The sequence below is a fragment of the Tenacibaculum sp. HL-MS23 genome (assembly GCF_032463465.1).
In the GTDB taxonomy this organism is placed as follows: Bacteria; Bacteroidota; Bacteroidia; order Flavobacteriales; family Flavobacteriaceae; genus Polaribacter; species Polaribacter bernardetii.
The window spans coordinates 86,749-109,603 of sequence record NZ_CP135989.1 but is presented as its reverse complement, the minus strand read 5'-3'; the positions used below and the strand labels follow the sequence as shown (position 1 = coordinate 109,603).

General features: G+C 31.2%; 22 protein-coding genes and 1 pseudogene. 8 read left to right on the top strand and 15 right to left on the bottom strand.

The features are described from left to right. The first annotated feature begins 1 nt into the window (after position 1). From RRF68_RS00530 to RRF68_RS00515, 4 genes are read left to right on the top strand one after another with little or no spacing between them, the layout of a single operon-like run. Positions 2–592 carry a hypothetical protein gene (locus tag RRF68_RS00530; RefSeq protein ID WP_218772960.1) on the top strand — a complete coding sequence of 197 codons (591 nt, stop codon included), beginning with the start codon at positions 2–4 and terminating at the stop codon, positions 590–592. A gap of 3 nt (positions 593–595) precedes the next feature. Beyond that, positions 596–1,390, top strand: a complete 795-nt coding sequence (locus RRF68_RS00525) for a phosphatidate cytidylyltransferase (RefSeq protein ID WP_315944630.1) — start codon at positions 596–598, stop codon at positions 1,388–1,390. Positions 1,391–1,420: 30 nt separating this feature from the next. After that, positions 1,421–1,675 (top strand): acyl-CoA-binding protein, encoded by a 255-nt coding sequence (locus RRF68_RS00520; protein WP_218772962.1) that lies wholly within the window; start codon positions 1,421–1,423, stop codon positions 1,673–1,675. A gap of 5 nt (positions 1,676–1,680) precedes the next feature. After that, on the top strand, positions 1,681–2,310 hold the full coding sequence (locus RRF68_RS00515) for a YceI family protein (RefSeq protein WP_275314683.1): 630 nt from the start codon (positions 1,681–1,683) through the stop codon (positions 2,308–2,310). A 56-nt stretch (positions 2,311–2,366) separates the two neighbouring features. Here the strand turns inward: RRF68_RS00515 and RRF68_RS00510 are convergent, their stop codons facing one another. Then, positions 2,367–3,260, bottom strand: a complete 894-nt coding sequence (locus RRF68_RS00510) for a hypothetical protein (protein ID WP_315944629.1) — start codon at positions 3,258–3,260, stop codon at positions 2,367–2,369. A gap of 12 nt (positions 3,261–3,272) precedes the next feature. Next, entirely contained in the window at positions 3,273–4,820 is a 1,548-nt protein-coding gene (locus RRF68_RS00505) for a peptide MFS transporter (protein ID WP_315944628.1), read from the bottom strand. Positions 4,821–5,010: 190 nt separating this feature from the next. On the opposite strand from RRF68_RS00505, the gene RRF68_RS00500 reads away from it, so the two are divergent. From RRF68_RS00500 to RRF68_RS00485, 4 genes are read left to right on the top strand one after another with little or no spacing between them, the layout of a single operon-like run. Beyond that, complete coding sequence (locus RRF68_RS00500) at positions 5,011–5,691, top strand: TetR/AcrR family transcriptional regulator (protein WP_218772966.1); 681 nt, start codon at positions 5,011–5,013, stop codon at positions 5,689–5,691. Beyond that, the gene (locus RRF68_RS00495; protein ID WP_315944627.1) at positions 5,681–7,345 is read left to right on the top strand and encodes a peptidase domain-containing ABC transporter; all 1,665 of its coding nucleotides are present in this window, start codon (positions 5,681–5,683) and stop codon (positions 7,343–7,345) included. The genes RRF68_RS00500 and RRF68_RS00495 overlap by 11 nt, the downstream gene beginning before the upstream one ends. Positions 7,346–7,355: 10 nt before the next feature. Beyond that, positions 7,356–8,711, top strand: a complete 1,356-nt coding sequence (locus tag RRF68_RS00490; protein ID WP_315944626.1) for an HlyD family secretion protein — start codon at positions 7,356–7,358, stop codon at positions 8,709–8,711. Then, positions 8,711–10,108: a TolC family protein gene (locus RRF68_RS00485; protein ID WP_315944625.1), complete on the top strand. Its 1,398-nt coding sequence runs from the start codon at positions 8,711–8,713 to the stop codon at positions 10,106–10,108. The genes RRF68_RS00490 and RRF68_RS00485 overlap by 1 nt, the downstream gene beginning before the upstream one ends. On the opposite strand, the gene RRF68_RS00480 is transcribed toward RRF68_RS00485, so the two are convergent. From RRF68_RS00480 to serA, 13 genes and pseudogenes are all read right to left on the bottom strand, one after another. Beyond that, a complete protein-coding gene (locus tag RRF68_RS00480) occupies positions 10,109–11,209 on the bottom strand; it encodes a hypothetical protein (RefSeq protein ID WP_315944624.1) in 1,101 nt (366 codons plus the stop codon). A gap of 1 nt (position 11,210) precedes the next feature. Continuing rightward, complete coding sequence (locus RRF68_RS00475; protein WP_315944623.1) at positions 11,211–12,296, bottom strand: amidohydrolase family protein; 1,086 nt, start codon at positions 12,294–12,296, stop codon at positions 11,211–11,213. 115 nt (positions 12,297–12,411) lie between these two features. After that, entirely contained in the window at positions 12,412–12,939 is a 528-nt protein-coding gene (locus RRF68_RS00470; protein WP_315944622.1) for a 3-hydroxyanthranilate 3,4-dioxygenase, read from the bottom strand. Between the two features lie 404 nt (positions 12,940–13,343). Continuing rightward, positions 13,344–14,120: an SDR family oxidoreductase gene (locus tag RRF68_RS00465; protein ID WP_218772973.1), complete on the bottom strand. Its 777-nt coding sequence runs from the start codon at positions 14,118–14,120 to the stop codon at positions 13,344–13,346. Between the two features lie 119 nt (positions 14,121–14,239). Beyond that, positions 14,240–14,458, bottom strand: a complete 219-nt coding sequence (locus RRF68_RS00460) for a DUF6500 family protein (RefSeq protein WP_218772974.1) — start codon at positions 14,456–14,458, stop codon at positions 14,240–14,242. Continuing rightward, entirely contained in the window at positions 14,451–15,893 is a 1,443-nt protein-coding gene (locus RRF68_RS00455; protein WP_315944621.1) for an aldehyde dehydrogenase, read from the bottom strand. Before RRF68_RS00455 ends, RRF68_RS00460 begins: the two co-directional genes overlap by 8 nt. Before the next feature lie 18 nt (positions 15,894–15,911). Beyond that, the gene (locus tag RRF68_RS00450; RefSeq protein ID WP_218772976.1) at positions 15,912–16,304 is read right to left on the bottom strand and encodes a cupin domain-containing protein; all 393 of its coding nucleotides are present in this window, start codon (positions 16,302–16,304) and stop codon (positions 15,912–15,914) included. Continuing rightward, a pseudogene (locus RRF68_RS00445) lies at positions 16,305–16,700 on the bottom strand (RidA family protein); the annotation flags it as partial. It abuts the gene before it with no gap. A 95-nt stretch (positions 16,701–16,795) separates the two neighbouring features. Next, complete coding sequence (locus RRF68_RS00440) at positions 16,796–17,317, bottom strand: DUF1697 domain-containing protein (RefSeq protein WP_218772978.1); 522 nt, start codon at positions 17,315–17,317, stop codon at positions 16,796–16,798. 219 nt (positions 17,318–17,536) lie between these two features. Further along, on the bottom strand, positions 17,537–17,857 hold the full coding sequence (locus RRF68_RS00435; RefSeq protein ID WP_218772979.1) for a GIY-YIG nuclease family protein: 321 nt from the start codon (positions 17,855–17,857) through the stop codon (positions 17,537–17,539). 94 nt (positions 17,858–17,951) lie between these two features. Beyond that, positions 17,952–19,376 (bottom strand): FAD-dependent oxidoreductase, encoded by a 1,425-nt coding sequence (locus tag RRF68_RS00430; RefSeq protein ID WP_315944620.1) that lies wholly within the window; start codon positions 19,374–19,376, stop codon positions 17,952–17,954. Positions 19,377–19,609: 233 nt separating this feature from the next. After that, the gene (gene kynU, locus RRF68_RS00425; protein ID WP_315944619.1) at positions 19,610–20,872 is read right to left on the bottom strand and encodes a kynureninase; all 1,263 of its coding nucleotides are present in this window, start codon (positions 20,870–20,872) and stop codon (positions 19,610–19,612) included. A 74-nt stretch (positions 20,873–20,946) separates the two neighbouring features. Next, positions 20,947–22,836 (bottom strand): phosphoglycerate dehydrogenase, encoded by a 1,890-nt coding sequence (gene serA, locus RRF68_RS00420; protein WP_315944618.1) that lies wholly within the window; start codon positions 22,834–22,836, stop codon positions 20,947–20,949. Between the last annotated feature and the right edge of the window lie 19 nt (positions 22,837–22,855).

Here is a 22,855-nt window from a genome sequence, read left to right as displayed (position 1 = left end):
AATGAATTTTTTTAAAAAAATATACAAATCATATAAAAAATCATCTGAAGAAAAGTTAATTAACGAACAGGAAGTTAACTTATCTTTAGATGATTCTTTTGTTCACAATTTTATTAATAAAGGAGGTAAATTTTTATACTCTACCTCTATTGATGAAGTGTCAAATAATTTAAAACATATTTTACAAGAAAATAATTGGGATACAATTACATGTTCTGATTTTGACTTATTAAAAATAACTAAAAATATAGATGTTAATATTCAGAAATACCCTTCTGAATCTGTTCCTTTTTTCACTTCTTGTGAACACCTAATAGCTAATAACGGAAACATATTGTTTTCTTCTCACCAACTCGGAAGCAATAAACTAACATCCCATTCAGAACACTTTATCGTGTATGCTACTACTAGCCAATTAGTAAATAATATGGGTGAAGGTTTAACGGGTATAAAAACGCACTTTAGTGGTAATATACCTACCAATATTAGTTCAACCACCAACTACAAAATAGATGTTGACGATGATAGTTTTTTAAGTTATGGTAATAGTAACTCAAAAAACTTATATTTGCTGCTATTTGAAGATTTATAAACTATGCGCAACCTTATAACAAGAAGTATTTCTGGACTTGTTTATGCTGTACTTTTTATTTCCGCTATCCTTTTCTCTAAAGAATCATATATAGGATTAATGGCGATATTTTCAGCAATATGTGTTTTTGAGTTTTCGAGAATGCTAAAATCGAAAAATATTATACCTTACATTCTTTTAATCGGATTTATATATTTATCTACGATTGAAATCCCCAATAATTATACAAATTATTTGACAGGGTTTTCTTTCTCTGGTTTATCAATACTACTTTATTTATTAATAAGTACAAAACCTATAAAGACAGATAATTTAACACAAAAAATATTTTTACAACTAATATACTTAATACTGCCTTTTTACTTCTTAATAAAACTACCTCTTATAGATAACAATTACCATCCAAATGTAATTATCTATATTATTTTAATGATTTGGACGAATGATAGTTTTGCTTTTATCGTTGGTAAAAACTTTGGTAAACATAAATTATTTGAATCGGTATCTCCCAAAAAAACGATTGAAGGTTTTATTGGCGGATTATTATTTGCTGTTTTAGCCGGATTTTTAATTGGTTATTACTCTGGTATATTTTCAATATTAAATTGGATTATTATTGCGATTATTGTTGCCGTTCTTGGTTCTTTAGGCGACTTGGTAGAATCTAAGTTTAAGAGACAATCAAACGTAAAAGACAGTGGTACAATTATGCCCGGGCATGGCGGTTTATTAGACAGGCTTGATAGTTTGTTTTTCCTTGCTCCTTTCGTATATTTGTATATACACTATATAATATAATTACTTTCTTACCTGATTCTTCTTTATATGATGAGTGATTTAGATATACAGTTTAATAAAGCTTATAAAAAAGCTTCTAGTTATAAAAAAAAGCTGCCACCTGATATTATGCTTAAATTCTATGCATATTACAAACAAGCTGTAAAAGGAGATAAATTTACTTTTAATAGCAATCATGACTTACGAAATGCGTTTAAATTTAATGCATGGATTCAATTACAAGGCATGACAGAAGATGAAGCTAAACAAGAATACATCAACTTAGTTAATTCAATTATAAAATAAATATCATGAAAAAAATCATTTATTCTTTATTCGTATTTGCTGCTTTAGCAAACTTTACTTCTTGTAAATCAGAAGCAAAAAAAGAAACATCTGAAAAAGAAGAAATTAAACTAGAAAACAATGCACCTTTCTCTTTGCAAGAAGCAAACAATGAAATAAACTTTACAGCCTATAAAACAAGTGAAAAAATACCTGTAGGTGGTTCTTTTAAAAAAGTAACAATAACCGCTAATGGTGATGGAACAACAGCTAAAGAAGCAATTAATAATGCTGAATTTTCTATTCCGGTAAGCAGTCTTTTTACTAAAGATTCTAGTAGAGACTTTAAAATAAAAAAGTTCTTTTTTGGAATTATGGACAAAACAGAGTTACTTTCTGGGAAATTAGTTTTAGAAAACGATTCTATTGGTTATTCTGATTTAACAATGAACGGTGTTACCAAAAAAATGGATTTTAAATACAGTATTGATGGTAAGGTTTTTACTTTAAAAGGTAATCTTAAAATTACAGACTGGAATGCTGATAAAGCTTTAAACTCTTTAAACGAAGTTTGTAAAGATTTACATAAAGGAGCTGACGGTGTTTCTAAAACTTGGGACGATGTTGCTATTAACATTACATCTACTTTTAAATAAAAATTATTTTTATACTTATAAAAGAAAGCCTTAGATTTTATCTAAGGCTTTCTTTTTTACGTTAATATCCATTCTAATAAATCATCAACATTTACAATAGACCAACTATGAGGGTTCCGCTTTCCGTTCGCTCTATACCCTTTATTATTTGTTTCTATTAATGTTACTTTTTTCCAACTATTGGCGACTAATAAATCATTTAATTTTCTGATTCGGTATGCATTGGTCGATTCATAATCGGTTTTACGAACTTCTTTCCACCAACGTTCATCTGGTTCTGTATATAAACGGAGTTTCGCTTTTTTCAAACTATAAATATTATTAAAGTTTTCTGTTTTATAAGTAAAAGGAGAAACCTGCTGAATATTACTTAGCAACGAATCTTTAGTAAATCGTTCTTCAAAAAAACTGACAATCCATTTTGGTTCCGCCAAACGTTCTTCAGAAAAATCCTTTCGCTGAATGTCTTTTACAGAACTTTCATACAACCCAAATAAGTCGATAGGAGAATCTACTATAAAAGCTCCTTTAACAGCTACTATTTTATTTTTTAGTAAATAATCAGACAATGTTAATGCCACATTACCACCTATAGACATCCCTCCAACATAAATATTGTCGGTTTTTAAGTTATTCTTTTTGATGGTTTCAAGAATTAAGGCAGTTAATTTTGCGCTGTCTTCTTTCTCTATCCATAATTTTCTCGCAAAGTTTATTAGCAGTAATGAAACTCCTTTTTCGTTTGCTTTCTGTACAATATCAAACTCTTTTTTAATGTTTTCTGCACTACCTCCTCCTCCGGGAAATAAGATTAATAATCCCTTTTGTTGCTTGGAAACAAGTAATTCGAATTCATCGGTTTTTATGTTTTTAAACGCCACATTGGCAACCTCTTTTTTACAGCTTATTAATAACAGTAAACAAACGATTAGTACTATTCTCTTTTTCATGTATTAATTATTTTAATGAATATTATGCATTCTTCTTTTTATTGATGATGAAAACATGATGACTAAAACCCCTACAAAAGATGCCATTACTCCGAAACTTGCATACACCGAAACATAAGAGTATAATTGCTGAAAAATAACACCTTTTTCTAAAACTACACTATTTGATAAACCTGTTATAAACTGAGTAATTTCACCAAACATACCGGTCGAAAACAGCCCTAAATCGCCTTCTGAAACAGTTGTTAGTTTTGCAATTTTCCCTGCGAAGAAATGACCATAAAAATTCGCCGAAAACCAAACTCCCATAATAAAAGAAACATATTTAATTGGCGATAATTCTGTCATTTTAGACAAACCTATTGGTGATAAAAATAACTCACCTATTGTTAGCACTAAATAACCAACAACCAAATAAAGCATTGGTGTTTTTGCAAATTCATCTACTTGATTTGCCGACATACCAAAAATAATAAAACCAAGTCCAAGAAATAATAACCCAAGTCCGAATTTAATTACCGAATTAGGGTTCGTATTTATTTTACTCAAAAATGTCCATAAAATAGAAAACGGAATTGCTAACAAAATTATAAAACCCGAGTTAATACTATTGGTTCCTGCTGCGCTCATACCTACTAAATTTACATTTCTATCTGCAAAAAGAGTTAACGAACTACCTGCTTGCTCAAAAATGGCTGCGAATAATGTATATAAAACTGTAAAATACAAAGCAACCAATAAACGCTGTTTTTCTGTTTTACTTACTTGTTTTAAAATATAAGCGATGTAGACAATTAAAAATGCTGAAACTACCCAAACTAAATAATGCTCAAACTGATGAAATCGCATAATCAAAGCAAAAATTGGCACCGATAAAAATGCGGCAATAATAATGGCAGTTCCTTTTTTTAATCCGAAGATTGGTTCATTATACAACTCCTTATTTGTAACCAAACCTTTATCTTCAAAAGTATTATTTTTAAGACCTCTTTGAAACACAAGCAACCCTAACAGCATACCAATTCCTGCTAATACAAAACCATAATGCCAACCATAAGTTTCGGCAAACCATGCACAAGCTAAAGGAGCAATTGCGCCACCAATATTTATTCCCATATAAAAAAATGTAAATCCCGCATCTCTACGCACATCTCCTTGTTCGTATAAATTACCTACAAACGAAGAAATGTTTGGCTTAAAGAATCCGTTTCCTACAATAATTAAAGCCAATGATCCATAGAAAAAAAATGGTTGCTCGAAGGTTAGTAGGAAATGACCTAATGCCATTAATACACCTCCTAATAAAATAGCTTTTCTAAAACCTAGTATTTTATCAGCAAGAATACCACCAATCATTGGTGTTACATATACGAGTGACATGTATGCCGCGTATACTCCGAATGACATTTCATCAGAATACAATAAATGCTTTGTCATATAAAGAACAAGTAGTGCTCGCATTCCGTAAAACGAAAATCGTTCCCATAGTTCAGCAAAAAATAAATATAACAATCCCTTAGGATGTCCTATAAAATCGGATGTAGATGTGTGTGTTTTCATAAAATAAATATGTTTTTACAAATGTATTTTTACACCAACCGTTTAAAAAGCTTTGTAGTTAATTGTACTAAAAAATAAGTGTTTGTGAGTTTTTGTTATTGACAATAATATCAATTTTAAAATAAAATAACATACATACTTTCTTTTATAATAGTATTACTATTATATTTGCACGTGTAAATATTATTTTATGAAAAGTTTATTAGCTAATATTAAAATTGAAATTCCTTGTGGAATTTATATCAAAGACCCTGAAACATCTGATTTAGGGAAAAGAATTGTAGAAAACAGTATTAAGTTAATAGAAGAGGTTGGTTTTGAAAACTTTACTTTTAAAAAGTTGGGAAAATTAATTGGCTCTAATGAAAGCTCTATATACAGGTATTTTGAAAGTAAACATAAGCTTTTAGTTTACTTAACTTCATGGTATTGGGGTTGGGTACAATATCAATTAGTAATAGAAACTTATAGCATAAATGATCCGAAAGAAAAATTAGTTAAAGCCATAAGTATAGTTACTAAAACAACAGAACAAGACAGTAACTTTTCACATATAAATGAAATTTTACTAAATTTAATTGTAATTAATGAAAACTCTAAATCATATTCTACAAAAGAAGTAGACTCAGAAAATAAAGAAGGTTTCTTTAAACTATATAAAGAAGTAGTAAAGCGTTTCGCCGATATTGTTACCAATTATAAGAACTCTTATCAGCATCCTTTAACATTGGCTAGCACTGTTATTGAAGGCGCTCTACATCAGCAATTTATTAAGCAACATTTTAAGTCATTAACTAATTGTAATGATACTATTTCTATTACTTCATTTTTTCTTAATCTAACATTAAATACTCTTTCAAATGACAGATAATAACCCATTAACTCCTTGGCAACGTTTTTTAGGCCTTTTAAAACTAGAGAGAAAAGATGTTTTACAAATATCATACTATGCCGTTTTTGAAGGTATCGTTGCTTTGTCACTTCCATTAGGAATACAAGCTATTATAAATTTATTACAAGGTGCTCAGGTTTCTGCTTCATGGATTGTTTTGGTAATATTGGTTACAATAGGAGTTGCTTTCAGTGGCGTTTTAAAACTAATGCAAATAAGAATTATAGAAACCATACAGCAACGTATTTTCACCAGAGCATCTATAGAGCTTAGTTATCGATTTCCTAAAATTAAAATGAGCGAGTTAAGAAATTATTATCCACCTGAATTGGCTAATCGTTTTTTTGATACACTTACAATTCAAAAAGGAATTTCAAAGATCTTAATTGATGTTCCTTCAGCATTTTTACAGATTGTTTTTGCCCTACTTTTGCTATCTTTTTATCACGCTTTTTTTATATTATTTGGTTTTCTATTATTATTATTAATCTATATTGTCTTTAAATATACCGCAAAAATAGGTTTAGAAACAAGTTTAAATGAATCTAAAGACAAGTATAAAGTAGCACATTGGTTACAAGAAATAGCAAGAACAATTATTAGTTTTAAGTTATCTGGAAAAACAAAACATGCCTTAGAAAGAAGTGATGTATTGGTTAATGATTATTTAAACTCGAGAGAAAGTCATTTTAAAATATTAATTATTCAATATATTCAAATGATTAGTTTTAAAGTTATTATTACAGCTGGTTTATTACTTATGGGTGGTTTTTTAGTATTAAATCAACAAATGAACATTGGTCAGTTTGTTGCTGCAGAAATAATAATATTATTAGTAATTGCTTCTGTAGAAAAACTTATTATTGGTTTAGAATCCTTTTACGATGTTCTTACCGCTATTGAAAAATTAGGTCAAGTAATAGATAAACCTATTGAAAATCAAACAGGAAGTAAGATTAGTAAAGCAACACCTTTTAAGCTTGAGATTCAGAACCTTTCATATAATGTTGATAAAAAAGATTTCACTATTTTAAATGATATATCTTTTAATGTTAATCCAAAAGACCGAATATTAATTCAAGGTGAAAGTGGCTCTGGAAAATCGAGTTTAATTCACTTAATTTGCGGACTTATAAAACCTACATCGGGAAATATATTTGTGAATGACTTATCATTAGAGAGCATTAAAATTAACGACTATAGAGCTAATTTAGGTTTATCATTGTCTGAAGAAACACCTTTTAAAGGAACGGTAAGAGAAAATGTAACTTTCGGTGATCTTTCAATTACGGATGATGAAATTTACTCGATATTTAATATCGTTGGTTTAACAGATTTTTTAAAACATCAGCCCAATGGTTTAGACACCCATTTAAAACCAGAAGGAAAACTTATTGGCTATACTATTTCTAAAAAAATAATTTTAGCAAGAGCTATTATTAAAAAACCTCAACTTTTAATATTAGAAGATCCTTTAGATCAATTAGAAAAACAAGAAGCCAAAAAAATTATCGATTTTATAACAAAACCATCACAAACATGGAGCTTAATTATTGTTAGTAGTAATGATAATTGGAAAGAAAAATGCAACAAGCTAATTACCCTTAAAAAAGGTATTATTGTTAATAATTAAATAAGATACAATGTTAAATATATCTAATAATTCGGTTTCTAATCAACTAAATTTATCTAATTTTAAATCAGGTAAAAAAGTATTTAGAAAAGAACATCATAAATTATTTCGAAAACTCCTTCTTTTATTTTTACTTATACTACTTGTTACGATGTTTTTACCGTGGACACAAAACGTAACTAGTTCTGGTAACGTAACTACTTTAAAACCTAACCAAAGACCACAAACATTGCAGTCTCAAATACCAGGTCGTATAGAAGAATGGTTTATTCAAGAAGGTGACTTTGTTAAAAAAGGCGATACAATATTAAGAATATCGGAAATAAAAAGTGACTATTTCGATCTTAAACTTGCAGAAAGAACAGGAAGTCAATTAAACTCTAAAAATCTTTCAGGTGAATCTTATATTAATAAAATAGCAGCATTAAAAAGACAAATTAATGCTTTAAAAGATGAACGAGGATTAAAATTACAACAAGCCAAAAACAAACTACAACAAGCTTATTTAAAGGTTAAAAGTGATAGCATCGATTTAGAAACTATTGTTATAAAACAAGGCATTGCTAAAATTCAATACGACAGAACACTTACTTTACAAGAAGAGGGCTTAAAAGCTGTTAAAGAGGTAGAAGAAAAGAGAGCTAAGCTTCAAGAATATACCGCAAAAGTTATCTCTCAAAAAAACAAATTTTTAACATCTAAAAATAATATTATTAACGCAAAACTTACCATTTCAAGCATTGGAGCTTCTTATATGGACAAGCTTTCTAAGGCTGAAAGTAGTTTATATTCAGCCGAATCAGGAGCTTATGAAACAGCAATACAAGTTTCTAAATTAGAGACAAGTTTAGCGAATTACAACAAAAGAAACTCTTTGTTATACGTTACGGCACCGCAAGATGGCTACATAAACAAAGCTATAAAATCTGGTATAGGAGAAACCTTTAAAGAAGGCGAGCAATTGGTAAATATTATGCCTGCCGTATACGACTTGGCTGTAGAAATGTATATAAAACCGATTGATTTACCACTGATACATATTAACGAAAAAGTTCGTGTTCAGTTCGATGGTTGGCCTGCTTTAGTTTTTAGTGGCTGGCCAAACATGTCTACCGGAACGTATGAAGCAAAAATAATTGCTATCGAAAATTTTATTAGTAATAATGGTAAATACCGAGTTTTAATTGCTCCAAACAACGAACTAGAACCTTGGCCAAAAGCGATTAGAATTGGTTCGGGTGCAAAAACAATAGCTTTATTAGAAAATGTACCGATTTGGTATGAATTATGGAGACAAGTTAACAGCTTTCCTCCTAATTTTTATCAACCAGAAAATACTAAAAACAGTTCAAACAAAAAGAAATAATGAAAAAATTACCCTTTTTATATCTATTTATAAGCTTTATTTCTTTTTCTCAAAATAAACCGATCAACACACTTTCTTTAGAGGAAAGTTTGGGTTATGTAAAAAAACACCATCCTGTTTTAAAACAGGCTAAACTTATTACAAATACAAACGAAGCTAAATTAATGAAAGCGCGTGGTGCTTTTGATCCTAAAATAGCAATTGACTATGATAGAAAAGAATTTAAGGATACCGATTACTACAAAAATTTAACCTCAACATTTAAAATACCAACTTGGTACGGAATTGAATTAAAAGCTAGTTATGAAAACAATTCAGGTCAATTTTTAAACCCACAATCTAAAACCCCTAAAAATGGGTTATACAATGTTGGTGTCGCCATTCCATTAGCCAAAAACTTATTTATTAATAAAAGAATGGCTACTTTAAAACAAGCTAAACTGTATGCCAAACAAGGTAAACTAGAACAACAACTTCTTATAAATACCATTTTATTTAATGCTATTGATTCTTATTTAAACTGGACTTTGTATTACCAACAACATACTATTTATAAGGATTATTATACCAACGCACAGGTGCGGTTAAAAAACGTAATTACCAGTTTTAAAGCTGGTGATAAAGCTGCGGTAGATACTTTAGAAGCTAGTATTAATTTAAAAAGCAGAAAGTTAGATTTAGAAAAAGCCAATATCAAATACATAAAATCGAAATTAGAGTTTTCTAATTATTTATGGATTAACGATAATATTCCGATGGAGTTAAAAGATGAGATGATACCTGATGTTACAACTTTTAGCAAGATGGATGTACTTTTAAAATCGACAGCAAATGCCATTGTTCAGAATAATTTAAATGATCATCCTAAAGTAAAATTATTAGAATTAAAGAGAAGAAACCTTGAAATCAACAAACAATTAAAGGTAAATAACTTACTTCCTAAAATTGATTTTCAATACAATTTACTAAGCTCTAAAGTGGATAATTTAGATGCTTTTAATGTGTCTAACTATAAAAACTCACTACAAGTTAGTGTTCCTTTATTTTTAAGAAAATCTCGCGGAGAATTAAAATTAGCGAAACTTAAATTACAAGATTTAAATTTTGAAATATCATCTACAAAAACAAGTTTACAAAATAAAATTAATGCTATAAGGCAACAAATAGTTTCGTACGAAAAGCAAAAGAATATATTAGAAGACTTAGTTAACGGTTATCAAAAAATTGTTAAAAGCGAAGAAAGAAAATTTTCATTAGGAGAAAGTTCGCTTTTTCTAATTAATTACCGCGAAGTAAAATTAATCGAAAGCAATTTAAAAGAAGCAAAAAATAACTATGAATACGCCAAAACAAAAAGTGCTCTTATTCAGTTACTAGGGCAGCTAAATACGTTATAATTATTCTTTATATTCCTTTAACAAAGCTTCGTCAATAAAAATATGTTCAGGTAAAACTCGCAAACGATATTTACTTTCACCTATAAATGTAATTAAATCTTTGCGCTCTAATCGATCATTTTCTTCTAACTGAAGTATCGAGTTTATATTATCAACGATTCTCGTTAAATAGGTTTGACTCTTAATCTCTCCTCCCGAATTTACCATAATCGATTGGTTTGTAGCTTCCGAAAACTTTCGGCGATAGGCAAAATTTAATAAGTTTTTGTACTGTGTTGTTTTAGAACCAAAATCGATTTTTTCTTCATAAATACCTTTAGATGGCACACTTAATTGAATTAAAGACCAATCTAAAAATTTAATTCGAATCTCATTAGGCTTTGGTGTATGTGCTAATTGAATTACCCAACTTGTTGCCAACACTAAAAAGACAGAAACCAAAGAGGTTTTGGCGATAATACGAATCATAAGATTTACAAAATCGTTATCTAAACCAACAAAAACATCATATAATTGTGACAAGAATAATAGCGAAATTACAACCACTGAAATAATTGCCACCAACTTTAAATCTCGATGCATAAAAGTTCTAAAAAAAGAAACTCCCATTAAATAACACAAAAAAGTAGTTAGTAAAACATCCGGAATTGCAGCTATTTTTACACCGTAATAAACCTTATTACCTACAAAAAAAGATAATAACATTGTTAGTGAAGCTACCGCTACGATTATAACGCCTATAATTTTTACATTCTTTTCATTCTGATAAATAAATTTTGGTGCATCATGCACATAATACAAAGCCAATAACCAAAATAAATTATTAATGGTAGATAAAATATTTACTCCTATTTGATAGCTGGTTGTTTCTGTATAACTAAAATAGCCCGCAGCATAAGCCCAAATACCAGAAACTACCCAAACTAACATTCCAAAACTTAAATACAACAAGCCTTTATCTACACGCTTTATTGTGTTTCCTTCTTCTAATACTTGTTTAAATCTATTTCTAATATTATAATAAATTGCTAACAGTAATATTGCACCAATAAAGGAAATAAAAATGTGTGATACATTATGAAATTGAGTAACATCAGACATCTTACTTCAAAATTTTCGAAATCAAATCTTGTTTCGCTTTTTCATCATCACCAAACAACCAACGTAACGTATTATCTTCCCAAATTTCATGGTATTGTTTTTCATTGATAATATCTCTCTCTATCGCTAAATCTAACAATTTTCCTGGATACGAAGATTGTGCATCGCTTTCCATTTCTCCTAACGGATACGGATCATCTAAGCCCATTATTACTTGGTTAGATCCTTGTCGGTCGATCATTAATTTTAACGAATCGGTATCATGAACCAAGGTGTCAAAAAAGATATTTGGATGTCCAACTGCTTTTCTAGGATGTGTTTTTCCTTCAAATAAATCAGGTCTACCATCAAATCCTTGAATACGACGTCCTAAATTCATTTGTGCCAATTGACCTCCGTGCGCAAAACAAGTTCTGATATTAGGAAAACGCTCTTGCATACCGTTTAAAGTGTAAAAATGATACGCGTCACCACATTGTGCCAACATCCAAATTAAATGAAAACGCCAATTGGTGTTTTCTAACTTTATCATTTTATCTCCGTCATACGGATGAATTTCAATTGCCAATTTATATTTATCTGCCAATTCGAAAATGGCATCATTTTCTTTATCAAAAACACAACGCCATTGCCCAATAGAATCCATAAAATGTGTTGGCAAACACAATACTTTTAACCCCAACTCTTCTACGCAACGCTCCATTTCCCACAAAGCTCCTTGAATAAAGCCAGGATGTACCACAAAACCACATGTAAATTTACCCGGATGATCGTGCTGTACTTTTGCATTAAAATCATTCTGAAAACGCAAAGCTTTTTTCATTTCCTCCAAACGCAAACCATTTCCATAGAGTTGAGACAAATTTAAAACTACTGCATGATCTAACTTGTTTTTTTCCATCCAACGTAGTTTCTCATCCAAGAAAAAACTAGAATCTGTTACCGGTCGTTTCCAACCTTTTTGTAACATGTGTTTGCGCTCATCATCTACCCAAAAAATTTCTTTTTCCCTCATAAAAGCGGGTATTTGCTCTGGGTATGGTAATAAATGTGAATGTCCGTTTATGCGTAGTTTTCTTTTAGTCATCTTTCTGAATTAATTTCAGTGTTATGATGTCATTGCGAAGAAAGCTTTTCACTTGCTGTAGCAATCTAATTATCTGTAAAACGATTACTTCGTTCCTCGTAATGACGATAGTATTTTATTTAATCTTCTTTGGCGCTTCCATTATTGTCCCGCAATTAGAACAAGTACATTTCTGTTTATCAGAATAATATGTATCGAAAATAATAGGCATATCTGTTTCGATATTATCTAGTGCAAATTCTTCCCTGTATAACTGATTTCCACAGTTTTCACAATACCATTCTAAAGCATCTAACATTCCTTCCGAACGCGGATATTCAATTACCAAACCAACTGTATTTTCTTTACGTTGCGGTGAATGTGGCACTTTTCCTGGCAATAAATAAATATCACCTTCATTAATTTCAACATCTATCATTGTACCTTTATCATCTATGATTTTTAAAATCATATCCCCTTCAACCTGATAGAAAAATTCAGGTGTTTCATTATAATGGTAATCTTTTCTATTATTTGGGCCACCAACAACCATAACAATATATTCACCGTTATCCCAAACCTGTTTGTTACCAACTGGCGGCTTTAATAAATGACGGTTTTCATCAATCCACTTTTTAAAATTTAAAGGCTGTACTAAACTCATTTCTCTATTTTTTTGGCGTTCCCTAAAGGTCGGACTTTTCGCTGTATCTTTTTATATCATTGCAAAGAAAATTTTTATCTTTCTATGATATCATCTAATCTTCCAAGAGATTACTTCGTTTCACTCGTAATGACGCCGTTTTATTAACTTATAAAAAGGATGCCGCTGCAATCCCTAACACTAAATTTGGTTTCTAAATTACAAACTTGTTATCTCTTTATAAATAATCCTTCAATTCGCTTTTATAACAAACCTCAGCAAACAAGTTTAGCCCTGATTGAGTGGTTTGTTTGAGCTCTTTTTTGCTGTTAGTTCGAGTAAATTTGTAAAGTATGAACAAATTTGTATCGAGAACTGCAGCAAAAAAAGCGAGTAACGAAAGCAGGAAATAGCTTCTAAAAAAATTACAAACTCTTTGTTCTACCTCCATCAACCGGAACGTTAATTCCGTTAATAAAACTTGCTTTTTCACTTGCTAAAAACACAATTGCATTGGCAATTTCTTCTGGCTTTGCAAAACGTTTTGCTGGTGAAGCATTCATCATGTTTTCTGAAACCACCTCAACAGACATTCCTGTTTTAGCTGCTTTATTATTTATAATTTCTTTTAAACGCTCAGTTCCTGTTGCACCTGGCAACACGTTATTTACAGTAATATTAAACTGTCCCAGTTCGTTTGCCAATGTTTTAGACCAACTCGCAACGGCTCCACGAATAGTATTCGACACTCCCAAGCCGTCTAAAGGTTGTTTTACTGAAGTAGAAATCACATTAATTACCCTACCAAAACCTGCTTCTTTCATAAACGGAACCACCGCTTGCACTAACACATGATTGCATTTTAAATGTTGAGTAAATGCAAGTTCAAACTCATCTAATTGCGCATTAAATACCGGTCCTCCTGCTGGGCCACCTGTATTGTTTACCAAAATGTGAAAATTTAAATCACTTGCTTCAATCTTTTCTTTTAATTCTGATGGATTCGAAAAGTCAGCAACAATATAATTGTGATTTTGGTTGTTATTTGGCAATTCTGCCAAAACGGCTTTCAACTTTTCTTCGTTACGAGCAATCAACGTTACGTTTACACCTTCTGATGCCAACCCTATTGCCGATGCTTTTCCTATTCCTTGTGTGCTTCCGCAAACCAAGGCGTTTTTATTTTGTATGTTTAAATTCATTTTTTTCTATTATATTATAGTTGTCAGATCGAGCGCAGTCGAGAACCATTTATAGTTGATTTTTAATAACCTCTCGACTGCGCTCGAGGTGACAAATCTATTGCCAATTTTTTTATTTTCTAATTGTTATTCTGGATCATTGTTTTAATTTTAACCGCTTTTTCAAAGTGATCTAACTCATGAGTTTCAATCCACCATTTTGCGACTTCCATCAATAATTTCGGATTGTCATTTTTATTTTTAAAAAACGCATAAAAAGATACCCCTACATTGGTTCCTTTTTTTGTAATCTTCTCATCACAAACATCAATAATTTTTTGTTGTATTTCTTTATTCATAACTAATACAAATATTTTTAGGTTCTGTAAAAAAACGCAAGGCTTCAAAACCACCTTCACGCCCTACTCCGCTTTCTTTTTGGCCGCCAAAAGGCGTTCTTAAATCTCGTAACAACCATGTATTTACCCATACAATTCCTGCATGAACTTGTTTTGATATTTGCATGGTTCTGTTTAAGTTATTCGTCCAAAGTGTAGCTGACAATCCGTATTTTACATCATTTGCCAAACGCAAAGCTTCTGCATCTGTTTTAAACGGCATTATGGTAACCACAGGCCCGAAAATCTCTTCTTGATTCAGCCTGCATTTATTATCGGAAACCTCAATAATTGTTGGTTGTAAATAGTATCCATTTTCACTGTCTGTGACAGTAACATTTTTCCCTCCAAAAAGGATTTTTCCGCCTTCTTGCTCGGCGATATCAATATATGATTTTACTTTTTCTAAATGTTGTTTAGAAACTAATGCGCCTATATTTGTATCTACTTCGGATGGATTACCAACTTTTAATTCGGATACTTTTTGAATAAAATCTTTTTTAAATTTCTCATAGATTTTCTCCTCTACAAAAATTCTACTTCCGCATAAACAAATCTGACCTTGATTGGCAAATGAAGAGCGAACCGTAGTATTTAACATCTTTTCGTAATCGCAATCAGCAAAAATTAAATTCGGATTCTTACCTCCTAATTCTAATGATAGTTTCTTAAACATTGGTGCCGCCACTCGTGCAATGTGTGCCCCTGTAGCCGTGCCGCCTGTAAAAGAAATTGCTTTAATATTCGGGTGCTCTACAATTGCTTGCCCTGTGGTGGTTCCCAATCCGTGAACGATATTTAAAACACCTTTCGGGAGACCTGCCTCCGTACAAATCTCACCCAATAAATAAGCAGTCATTGGCGTTACTTCGCTTGGTTTTGCAACAACACAATTACCTGCAGCAATTGCCGGAGCAATTTTCCAAGTAAATAAATACAACGGTAAATTCCACGGAGAAATACAACCGACCACTCCGATTGGCTGACGCATTGTAAAATTCATCGCATTTAAACCAACACTTTCATGCGCTTCGGATGAAAACTGCGTAATTGCATTTGCAAAAAACTGAAAATTACTTGACGCTCTCGGAATATCTATCTGAGTAGCTAAGCTTACTGGTTTTCCGTTATCTTTAGATTCTGCTGCTGCTAAAAAAGATAACTTTTCTTTTATCAATGTTGCAATCTTTGATAAGATGTTACTTCTCTCATCTAAAGATGTATTTGACCAACTAGGAAAAGCATCTGCTGCTGCTTTATAAGCTAACTCAACATCTTCTTTTGTTGAATTCGGAATTTGAGAATATACTTCTCCATTTGATGGATTGTAATTATCAATCCATCTGTCAGCAACAGGAGAAATGAGTTTACCGTTTATATAGTTTTGTATATTCACTTTATTTTTTTTATTAATCTATTTATATTCAATAATTAAAAAAACGGCAGTTTCATCACCTATATTTAAAACTTCGTGTGATGATCTCTCATCTTTTGAAAAACTAGAACCTGTTGGCACATTAACTTCTCTAGTCCCTTTAGCATCTTTAATTTTAAATCTACTTCCAGCCAGCGTATAACCAAAATGTTTGTTATGATAATGTTTCTCATGGCCAACTCCCGGTGGAAAAGTACATTTTAACACTCTTAATTCAGCATTATCCTTTAGTACTTCACAAACCTTTTCTCCTTTCCAACCAGCTTCTAAAGGATCTGGAAGCGTAGTTTTAGGCTTACATGATGATAAACCAATAATTAAAAAACAAAAAACTATCTTTTTTATATGGATACTTCTTTTTAATATAACCATCTATTGTTTTTTATACGCCATTACTTTAATCTCCACTACTAAATCTGGATGTGGTAATTGATGTACAGCAACTGTTGTACGTGTTGGGCCTGTTTCTTTCTCAAAAAACTCTCCGTAGGCTTTATTATAACCTGCAAAATCATTCATGTTTACCAAAAAAGAAGTTACATCAACCACGTCTTTAATACTTGCCCCAACGGTTTGTAATGTCTTATCGATATTCTTTAAAACTTCGCGTGTTTGTATTTCTGCATCTAACTTTTTAGTATTCATTTCGTCAATCAACTCCACACCTGCTATCGTATTGTCTGAACGCCTTGAACTTGTTCCCGAAACAAAAATAAAATCTCCCACAACTTTTACATGTGGATATGCGCCTCTTGGTGTTACTTTTTTTCCATACTTACTTTTTGTCTGGTCGAGCGCAGTCGAGACCTTTTTATATTCTTTATTTTAAAAACCTCTCGACTGCGCTCGAGGTGAAATTTTAGTTATTTTTCTGCTAACTCCAACAACTTAAGCGTTGTTCTTAAATTCCGCGTTGTTGCAATTGCATTAAGCTTTTTCTCTATAAGATTATTTGTCAACTTTGTTTTTCCAAAACCTGTCGGACAATATAAGTACACAACATCATTATCTATTTTGCACTTATCTTCTTCTATATTCTTAACTACAATTTCAGATATTTCTGTTTTTCTATCTAAGAATGTAAAGGCTACTATTTTTTCATTTTCAAGTGAAAAAGGATAGTTATTAATCGCTTTTTTCCATTCAGAAACTGTTCTAATAATCACAGGAACATGGTAACCGAATTCATCAAAAATTCCGTCTTTTATCTTTTTACAGATTGTTCTTTTATTTTCATCTGATTCTAAAATAATATTCCCACTCTGAATATACGTTTGTATATTTTGAAACTGTAAATCGTTTAATAACTCACGTAAATCTACCATCGGGAGTTTATTTTTTCCCGACACATTTATTCCGCGTAGTAAAACAATGTACTTTTTCATTTTTATTTTTGTTAAGCTCTCGACTGCGCTCGAGGAGACACATTTTATTTGATTTTACTTTTTTCTTCCTCTCAACTGCGCTCGAGGAGACAATTTTATCCTCTTTCGTAATATCAGTTCGAACTCAGTCAATAACTATTTATTTTATTAACCTCTCGACTACACTTAAGGCGACATTTTTATCCTTTTCCGCAATGTCAATTCGAGCGCAGTCGAGAACTATTTATTACCTGGATTGTATTTATGATGAGTTGCATTTCTACATTCTGATAAAATCCCTAACATGTCAAAATCTTTATTTGCTAATGCTAACTTCTTTTTACTGCTCCACTGTTTTATCTTTTTCTCGAAATAAATGGCTTGTTCAACGTCATTAAAAACCTGTTTAAATATCAATTCTAAAGGTCTTCTTTTAAAAGTAAAACAAGTTTTATTTAAACCTTTTTGATGCTCTTCATATCTTCTATTTATATCATTAGTCATTCCGGTATATAATAAACCATCCGCACATTTAATAATATAAACATAATACGTTTTCATAATTAACCTCTCGACTGCGCTCGAGGAGACACATTTTATTTGATTTTACATTTTTCTTCCTCTCGATTGCGCCCGAGGAGACATTTTAATTTATTTACAATCCTGCTATTTTATCCTCTTCTAAAATATCGTTTGTTTCTTCTTTTACTTTTTCTAAAATAACCTTTAACTCTTCTTTTATCATATTTAAATGTGTGTGAACTTCATCATCTACAATTAAATTTAATAAAGCTTTGTCTTGCGCTCTTCCTCGTTTCATAGCTTCATTATAACTAATTTCTTCGTTAAAAGTTACCAATGAATATTTAGAAAAATATTGATCCGGGAAATTTTTCTCTAAATCCTTTTCTATTTTTTGTTTTTCTTTAAATAACGGATTCGCCACATGATCTTTCATTTCATGAAAATTATCAATTGCTAAATCGGCAATTGCATCTGTATCTTGTTTTCTTGCTTTTTCGTACCTTTTAAAAACTGTTTCCCAATCACTTATTTCTTCATCATCTTCGAAACTATTTAGTATCTCATCAAAAACAGTAACATCTTCAAAAGAAGCATTCATTCCTTGTCCGTAAAACGGAACAATTGCATGCGCAGCATCTCCTATTAAAATTGTTTTATTTTTATAATACCACGGCGAACATTTTACGGTTCCTAACGCTCCTGTTGGATTGTTTAAAAACTCGTCTTTTATACTTGGTATTAAGGCTAAAGCATCTGGAAATTGCTCTTCAAAAAAGGTTGATATTTTTTCTTCGGATGTTAAATTGTTAAAATTATATTCGCCTTCATCATAACTTAAAAACAAGGTTACTGTAAAACTTCCATCCATATTTGGTAAGGCTATTAACATATACTCACCACGAGGCCAAATATGTAAATGATCTTTACTTATTTGATGTTTACCTACTTTATCAGCAGGAATTTCCAATTCTTTATATCCGTGGGATAAATAATTTTGAGAATAGCTAAATAAAAATTTACGCTCTAAATAATAGTTTTTTCTCAAAATAGAACCAGCTCCGTCGGCACCAAAAATCACATCCGAGTTCACAGAAAACTCTTCTTTTGTAATATAGTCTTTAAAATGTGCAATTGTATTTTCAATATCAACCGATGCACATTTTTTATTAAAATGAATCGTTACATTTTCATGCTTTTCTGCTTCTGTTAACAGAATACCATTTAAATCGCCTCGTGAAATTGAATTGATATACTCTCCTTCTCTTCCTGAGTAATTAGATGCAAATGTATTTCCTTTAATATCATGCATTAATCGACCATACATGGGAATACAAATTTCTTTAGCTTTTTCTTCAACACCCGCTAAGCGCAATGCTTTAAATCCGCGATCAGATAGTGCTAAATTTATAGATCTTCCTGCAGAAATATCTGTAGTTCTTAAATCTGGTCTACTTTCATAAACCGTAACTTTAAAACCTCTTTGAGCTAAACGTAAAGCCAATAAACTTCCGCATAAACCAGCTCCTATAATTAATATGTTATCTTTTTTATTCATTTTATATTCGTGTCAGTTCGAGCGCAGTCGAGAACTAGTTAAAACCTCTCGACTGCGCTCGAGGGGACATTATATGTATATTGTAAATTATTATTTAACCATTTTATATAGCAATACTTTTCCTGAAAAAACATTAACGCTGAGACTTCAATAATCCCCATTTTTTTCTCACTAAGACGCTGCCTAGAATTAATAAACACCTCTCGACTTCGATAGAGGAGATCTTTTTAGTTTTACAGCAACCCTTTTAATATTGAAACCATTTTATAGACATCTTCAAAAGAATTATACATTGGCACAGGTGCACAACGTATAACATCAGGCTCTCGCCAATCGGTAATAATATTGTTTTCTGTTAGTTTTTTATGTAAATTTTTATCCGCATTTTTTACCTGAACAGACAACTGACAACCTCTTTCTTTTGGATTTGAAGGTGTAATAATCTTAATACTATCAGAAGCTATTTGATTGATTAAAAACTCAAAATATCCTGTTAATTTTTCTGATTTCTCACGCAAAGCTTCCATACCAACCTCAGCAAACATATCAAGCGAAGCTTTAATTGCCGTCATTGATAATATTGGCGGGTTAGATAATTGCCATCCTTCGGCACCTGGCATTACATCAAAAGGTTGACGCATGTTAAATCGTGTATCTTTATTATGATTCCACCATCCAGAAAAACGTGGTAACTCTTTATTCTCTGCATGTTTTTCATGCACGAACAATCCCCCTAAACTTCCTGGACCAGAATTTAAATATTTATAAGTACACCAAGCTGCAAAATCTACTCCCGAATCATGTAATTCTGGAGAAATATTTCCTGCTCCGTGTGCTAAATCAATCCCTACAAAACACTCTTTTGAATGCCCTATTTCAGCTATTCTTTTTAAATCTAAATATTGACCGGTGTAATAATTTACGCCACCGATTAATAACAACGCAATCTCATCTCCTTGTTTGGCTACAATCGTTTCTAAATCTTCAATATTTAATAATTCCTCTCCTGCTCTAGGTTTCCACTCTATCAATCCCTCTTCTACATCAAATCCGTGAAATTTTAATTGCGATTGTACTGCATATCTATCCGAAGGAAAAGCATCAGACTCAATTACAATTTTATATTTCTTTTTTGTAGGCTGATAAAAAGACACCATTAAGAGATGTAAATTTGTTGTTAAAGTGTTCATCACAACAACTTCTAGTGGTTTTGCACCCACTATTTCTGCCATATTCGCTGTTAAAAGTTCGTGATATGACAACCAAGGATTCTTGGCTTCAAAATGGCCTTCTACACCATAATTAGCCCAATCATCTAATTCTTGTTGAATATATTTTTGTGTACTCTTAGGTTGTAATCCTAATGAATTCCCTGTAAAATACAACCAATCTTTTCCTTCTTTATCTTTCGGTATATGAAATTGACTACGCAAATGCGCTAACTTATCTTCTTTATCTTGTTTTTGTGCGTACTCTAATGTATTACTATATGTCATTATTAAAAATAAAAAAATGATTGTTTTCAAATATAAAACAATCATTTTTTAGATAATAATATTTACTAAAGAGATTAATATAAAACTCTAAATTTTATGGTTCCTTCTATTTCGCGGAGCTTTGCGATTACTTCTTCATTATATTCTTTATCAACATCAGTAATTACATATCCTACTTTAGAGTCGGTAGATAAATATTGTCCTGTAATATTTAGCTCGTACTTTGCTAACTGTTTATTAATTTTTGCCATTACACCCGGTACATTTTTATGAATATGTAAAAAACGATGTGCATTGGTTTGGCGCGGTAATCTAATATTCGGAAAATTAACAGCATCTACAGTATCACCTGAGTTAATATATGCCATAATTTTACTCGGTACAAAATCAGCTATATCTCTTTGTGCTTCCTCTGTACTTCCACCAACATGTGGCGTTAGAATAACATTACTTAACCCTTTTAATTCCGTTAAAAAATCACCATTTTTAGCTGGTTCTTCCGGATATACATCTACTGCACAACCTGCTATTTTACCTGATTTTAATCCAGCAACCAAGGCTTCAATATCTACTACAAAACCTCTAGAAAGATTTACAAAGTGAACTCCGTCTTTCATCTGAGAAATTTCTTCTTTACCTATATAATTTTTATTAGCAGCATTATCATCAACATGTAAAGTAACTACATCAGAAATATTTAACAACTCTTTTAAGGTTGCTACTTTAGTTGCATTACCTAAAGCCAGCTTATCTTCTACGTCGTAATAATAAACGTACATTCCCAGAGCTTCTGCTAAAACAGATAATTGTTTACCGATGTTTCCGTAACCAACAATTCCTAATTTTTTACCACGAACCTCTCTTGATCCTTGTGCTGTTTTATTCCATTGCCCGTTATGCAACTCGGTACTTCTTTGAAAAACACTACGCATTAGCATAATGATTTCTCCGATTGCTAACTCAACCACAGAACGTGTATTGCTATAAGGCGCATTAAAAACTACGACTCCGTTTTCTTTGCAAGCTTCTAAATCGATTTGTTTTGTGCCGATACAAAAAGCTGAAACAACCATTAATTTTTCGGCAGCTTCAATTACTCTTTTTGTGACCTGTGTTTTAGAACGAATTCCTAAAACATGCACATCTTTAAGTTTTGCAATTAACTCATCTTCTGATAAGCTTTTAGAAACTGTTTCTACAGAAAAACCATCTCCAGATAACTTCGTAAATGCATCTGGATGTACGTTTTCTAATAATAAAATTTTAATTCTGTTCTTTGGATATGATATATTTCTTGGCAAATCGTTTAGGTATAAAAATTCGTCTAAATTAGGTGTAATATGATCAGCATTGGCAACTGTTTTTTCTCTAGATACATTTTCGGTGTATGCAAAAAAAGTGTCAGCCACACCTGCTTTTTTTGTTACTGCATCACTATAACCGTCACCAATTACTTGTATTTCTCCTGGTAAATTTAAGTTTTGTAGGCACTCAATTTTTCCATCGTGTTTGGAAAGCGGATTCTCTGCATCAAACCCAATAATTAAATCGTTTTTATCAAATTTAAAAGAATTTGCAAAAACTCTTTCAGAAGGAATATTATATGCTGCAACAATCGGATCTATAAACTCTTTAAATCCGGCAGAAATAACATATATATCATCAGAAAATTTCTCAAAAAACTCTTTATTACTTTCAATAGAACGCGAAACCTTTTGTTTTAATTCTTTTATTAAAATAGGTAAATCTGTTTTTTTAGCGTTCAGTAATTTAATACGTTTTTCTAAAGATTCAGGAAAGGAGATTTCTCCATCAATACCTTGGTTTGTAATTTCTATTATTTCATTAATAATATCCGTTTTTTTAGGATTACCTACTAAAGTGATTTCAGCTAAAACATCTAACGCCTCTACTCGCGTAAGTGTACTATCGAAATCGAAAACAAAACTTCTTTTTGGTGCCATTATGTTGAATTACTAGTAA

Bases quoted from the DNA above. Each gene is read 5' to 3' on its own strand.
- RRF68_RS00530 (WP_218772960.1), top strand. From the start codon at position 2: ATGAATTTTTTTAAAAAAATATACAAATCATATAAAAAATCATCTGAA.
- RRF68_RS00525 (WP_315944630.1), top strand. From the start codon at position 596: ATGCGCAACCTTATAACAAGAAGTATTTCTGGACTTGTTTATGCTGTA.
- RRF68_RS00520 (WP_218772962.1), top strand. From the start codon at position 1,421: ATGAGTGATTTAGATATACAGTTTAATAAAGCTTATAAAAAAGCTTCT.
- RRF68_RS00515 (WP_275314683.1), top strand. From the start codon at position 1,681: ATGAAAAAAATCATTTATTCTTTATTCGTATTTGCTGCTTTAGCAAAC.
- RRF68_RS00510 (WP_315944629.1), bottom strand. From the start codon at position 3,260: ATGAAAAAGAGAATAGTACTAATCGTTTGTTTACTGTTATTAATAAGC.
- RRF68_RS00505 (WP_315944628.1), bottom strand. From the start codon at position 4,820: ATGAAAACACACACATCTACATCCGATTTTATAGGACATCCTAAGGGA.
- RRF68_RS00500 (WP_218772966.1), top strand. From the start codon at position 5,011: ATGAAAAGTTTATTAGCTAATATTAAAATTGAAATTCCTTGTGGAATT.
- RRF68_RS00495 (WP_315944627.1), top strand. From the start codon at position 5,681: ATGACAGATAATAACCCATTAACTCCTTGGCAACGTTTTTTAGGCCTT.
- RRF68_RS00490 (WP_315944626.1), top strand. From the start codon at position 7,356: ATGTTAAATATATCTAATAATTCGGTTTCTAATCAACTAAATTTATCT.
- RRF68_RS00485 (WP_315944625.1), top strand. From the start codon at position 8,711: ATGAAAAAATTACCCTTTTTATATCTATTTATAAGCTTTATTTCTTTT.
- RRF68_RS00480 (WP_315944624.1), bottom strand. From the start codon at position 11,209: ATGTCTGATGTTACTCAATTTCATAATGTATCACACATTTTTATTTCC.
- RRF68_RS00475 (WP_315944623.1), bottom strand. From the start codon at position 12,296: ATGACTAAAAGAAAACTACGCATAAACGGACATTCACATTTATTACCA.
- RRF68_RS00470 (WP_315944622.1), bottom strand. From the start codon at position 12,939: ATGAGTTTAGTACAGCCTTTAAATTTTAAAAAGTGGATTGATGAAAAC.
- RRF68_RS00465 (WP_218772973.1), bottom strand. From the start codon at position 14,120: ATGAATTTAAACATACAAAATAAAAACGCCTTGGTTTGCGGAAGCACA.
- RRF68_RS00460 (WP_218772974.1), bottom strand. From the start codon at position 14,458: ATGAATAAAGAAATACAACAAAAAATTATTGATGTTTGTGATGAGAAG.
- RRF68_RS00450 (WP_218772976.1), bottom strand. From the start codon at position 16,304: ATGGTTATATTAAAAAGAAGTATCCATATAAAAAAGATAGTTTTTTGT.
- RRF68_RS00440 (WP_218772978.1), bottom strand. From the start codon at position 17,317: ATGAAAAAGTACATTGTTTTACTACGCGGAATAAATGTGTCGGGAAAA.
- RRF68_RS00435 (WP_218772979.1), bottom strand. From the start codon at position 17,857: ATGAAAACGTATTATGTTTATATTATTAAATGTGCGGATGGTTTATTA.
- RRF68_RS00430 (WP_315944620.1), bottom strand. From the start codon at position 19,376: ATGAATAAAAAAGATAACATATTAATTATAGGAGCTGGTTTATGCGGA.
- kynU (WP_315944619.1), bottom strand. From the start codon at position 20,872: ATGACATATAGTAATACATTAGAGTACGCACAAAAACAAGATAAAGAA.
- serA (WP_315944618.1), bottom strand. From the start codon at position 22,836: ATGGCACCAAAAAGAAGTTTTGTTTTCGATTTCGATAGTACACTTACG.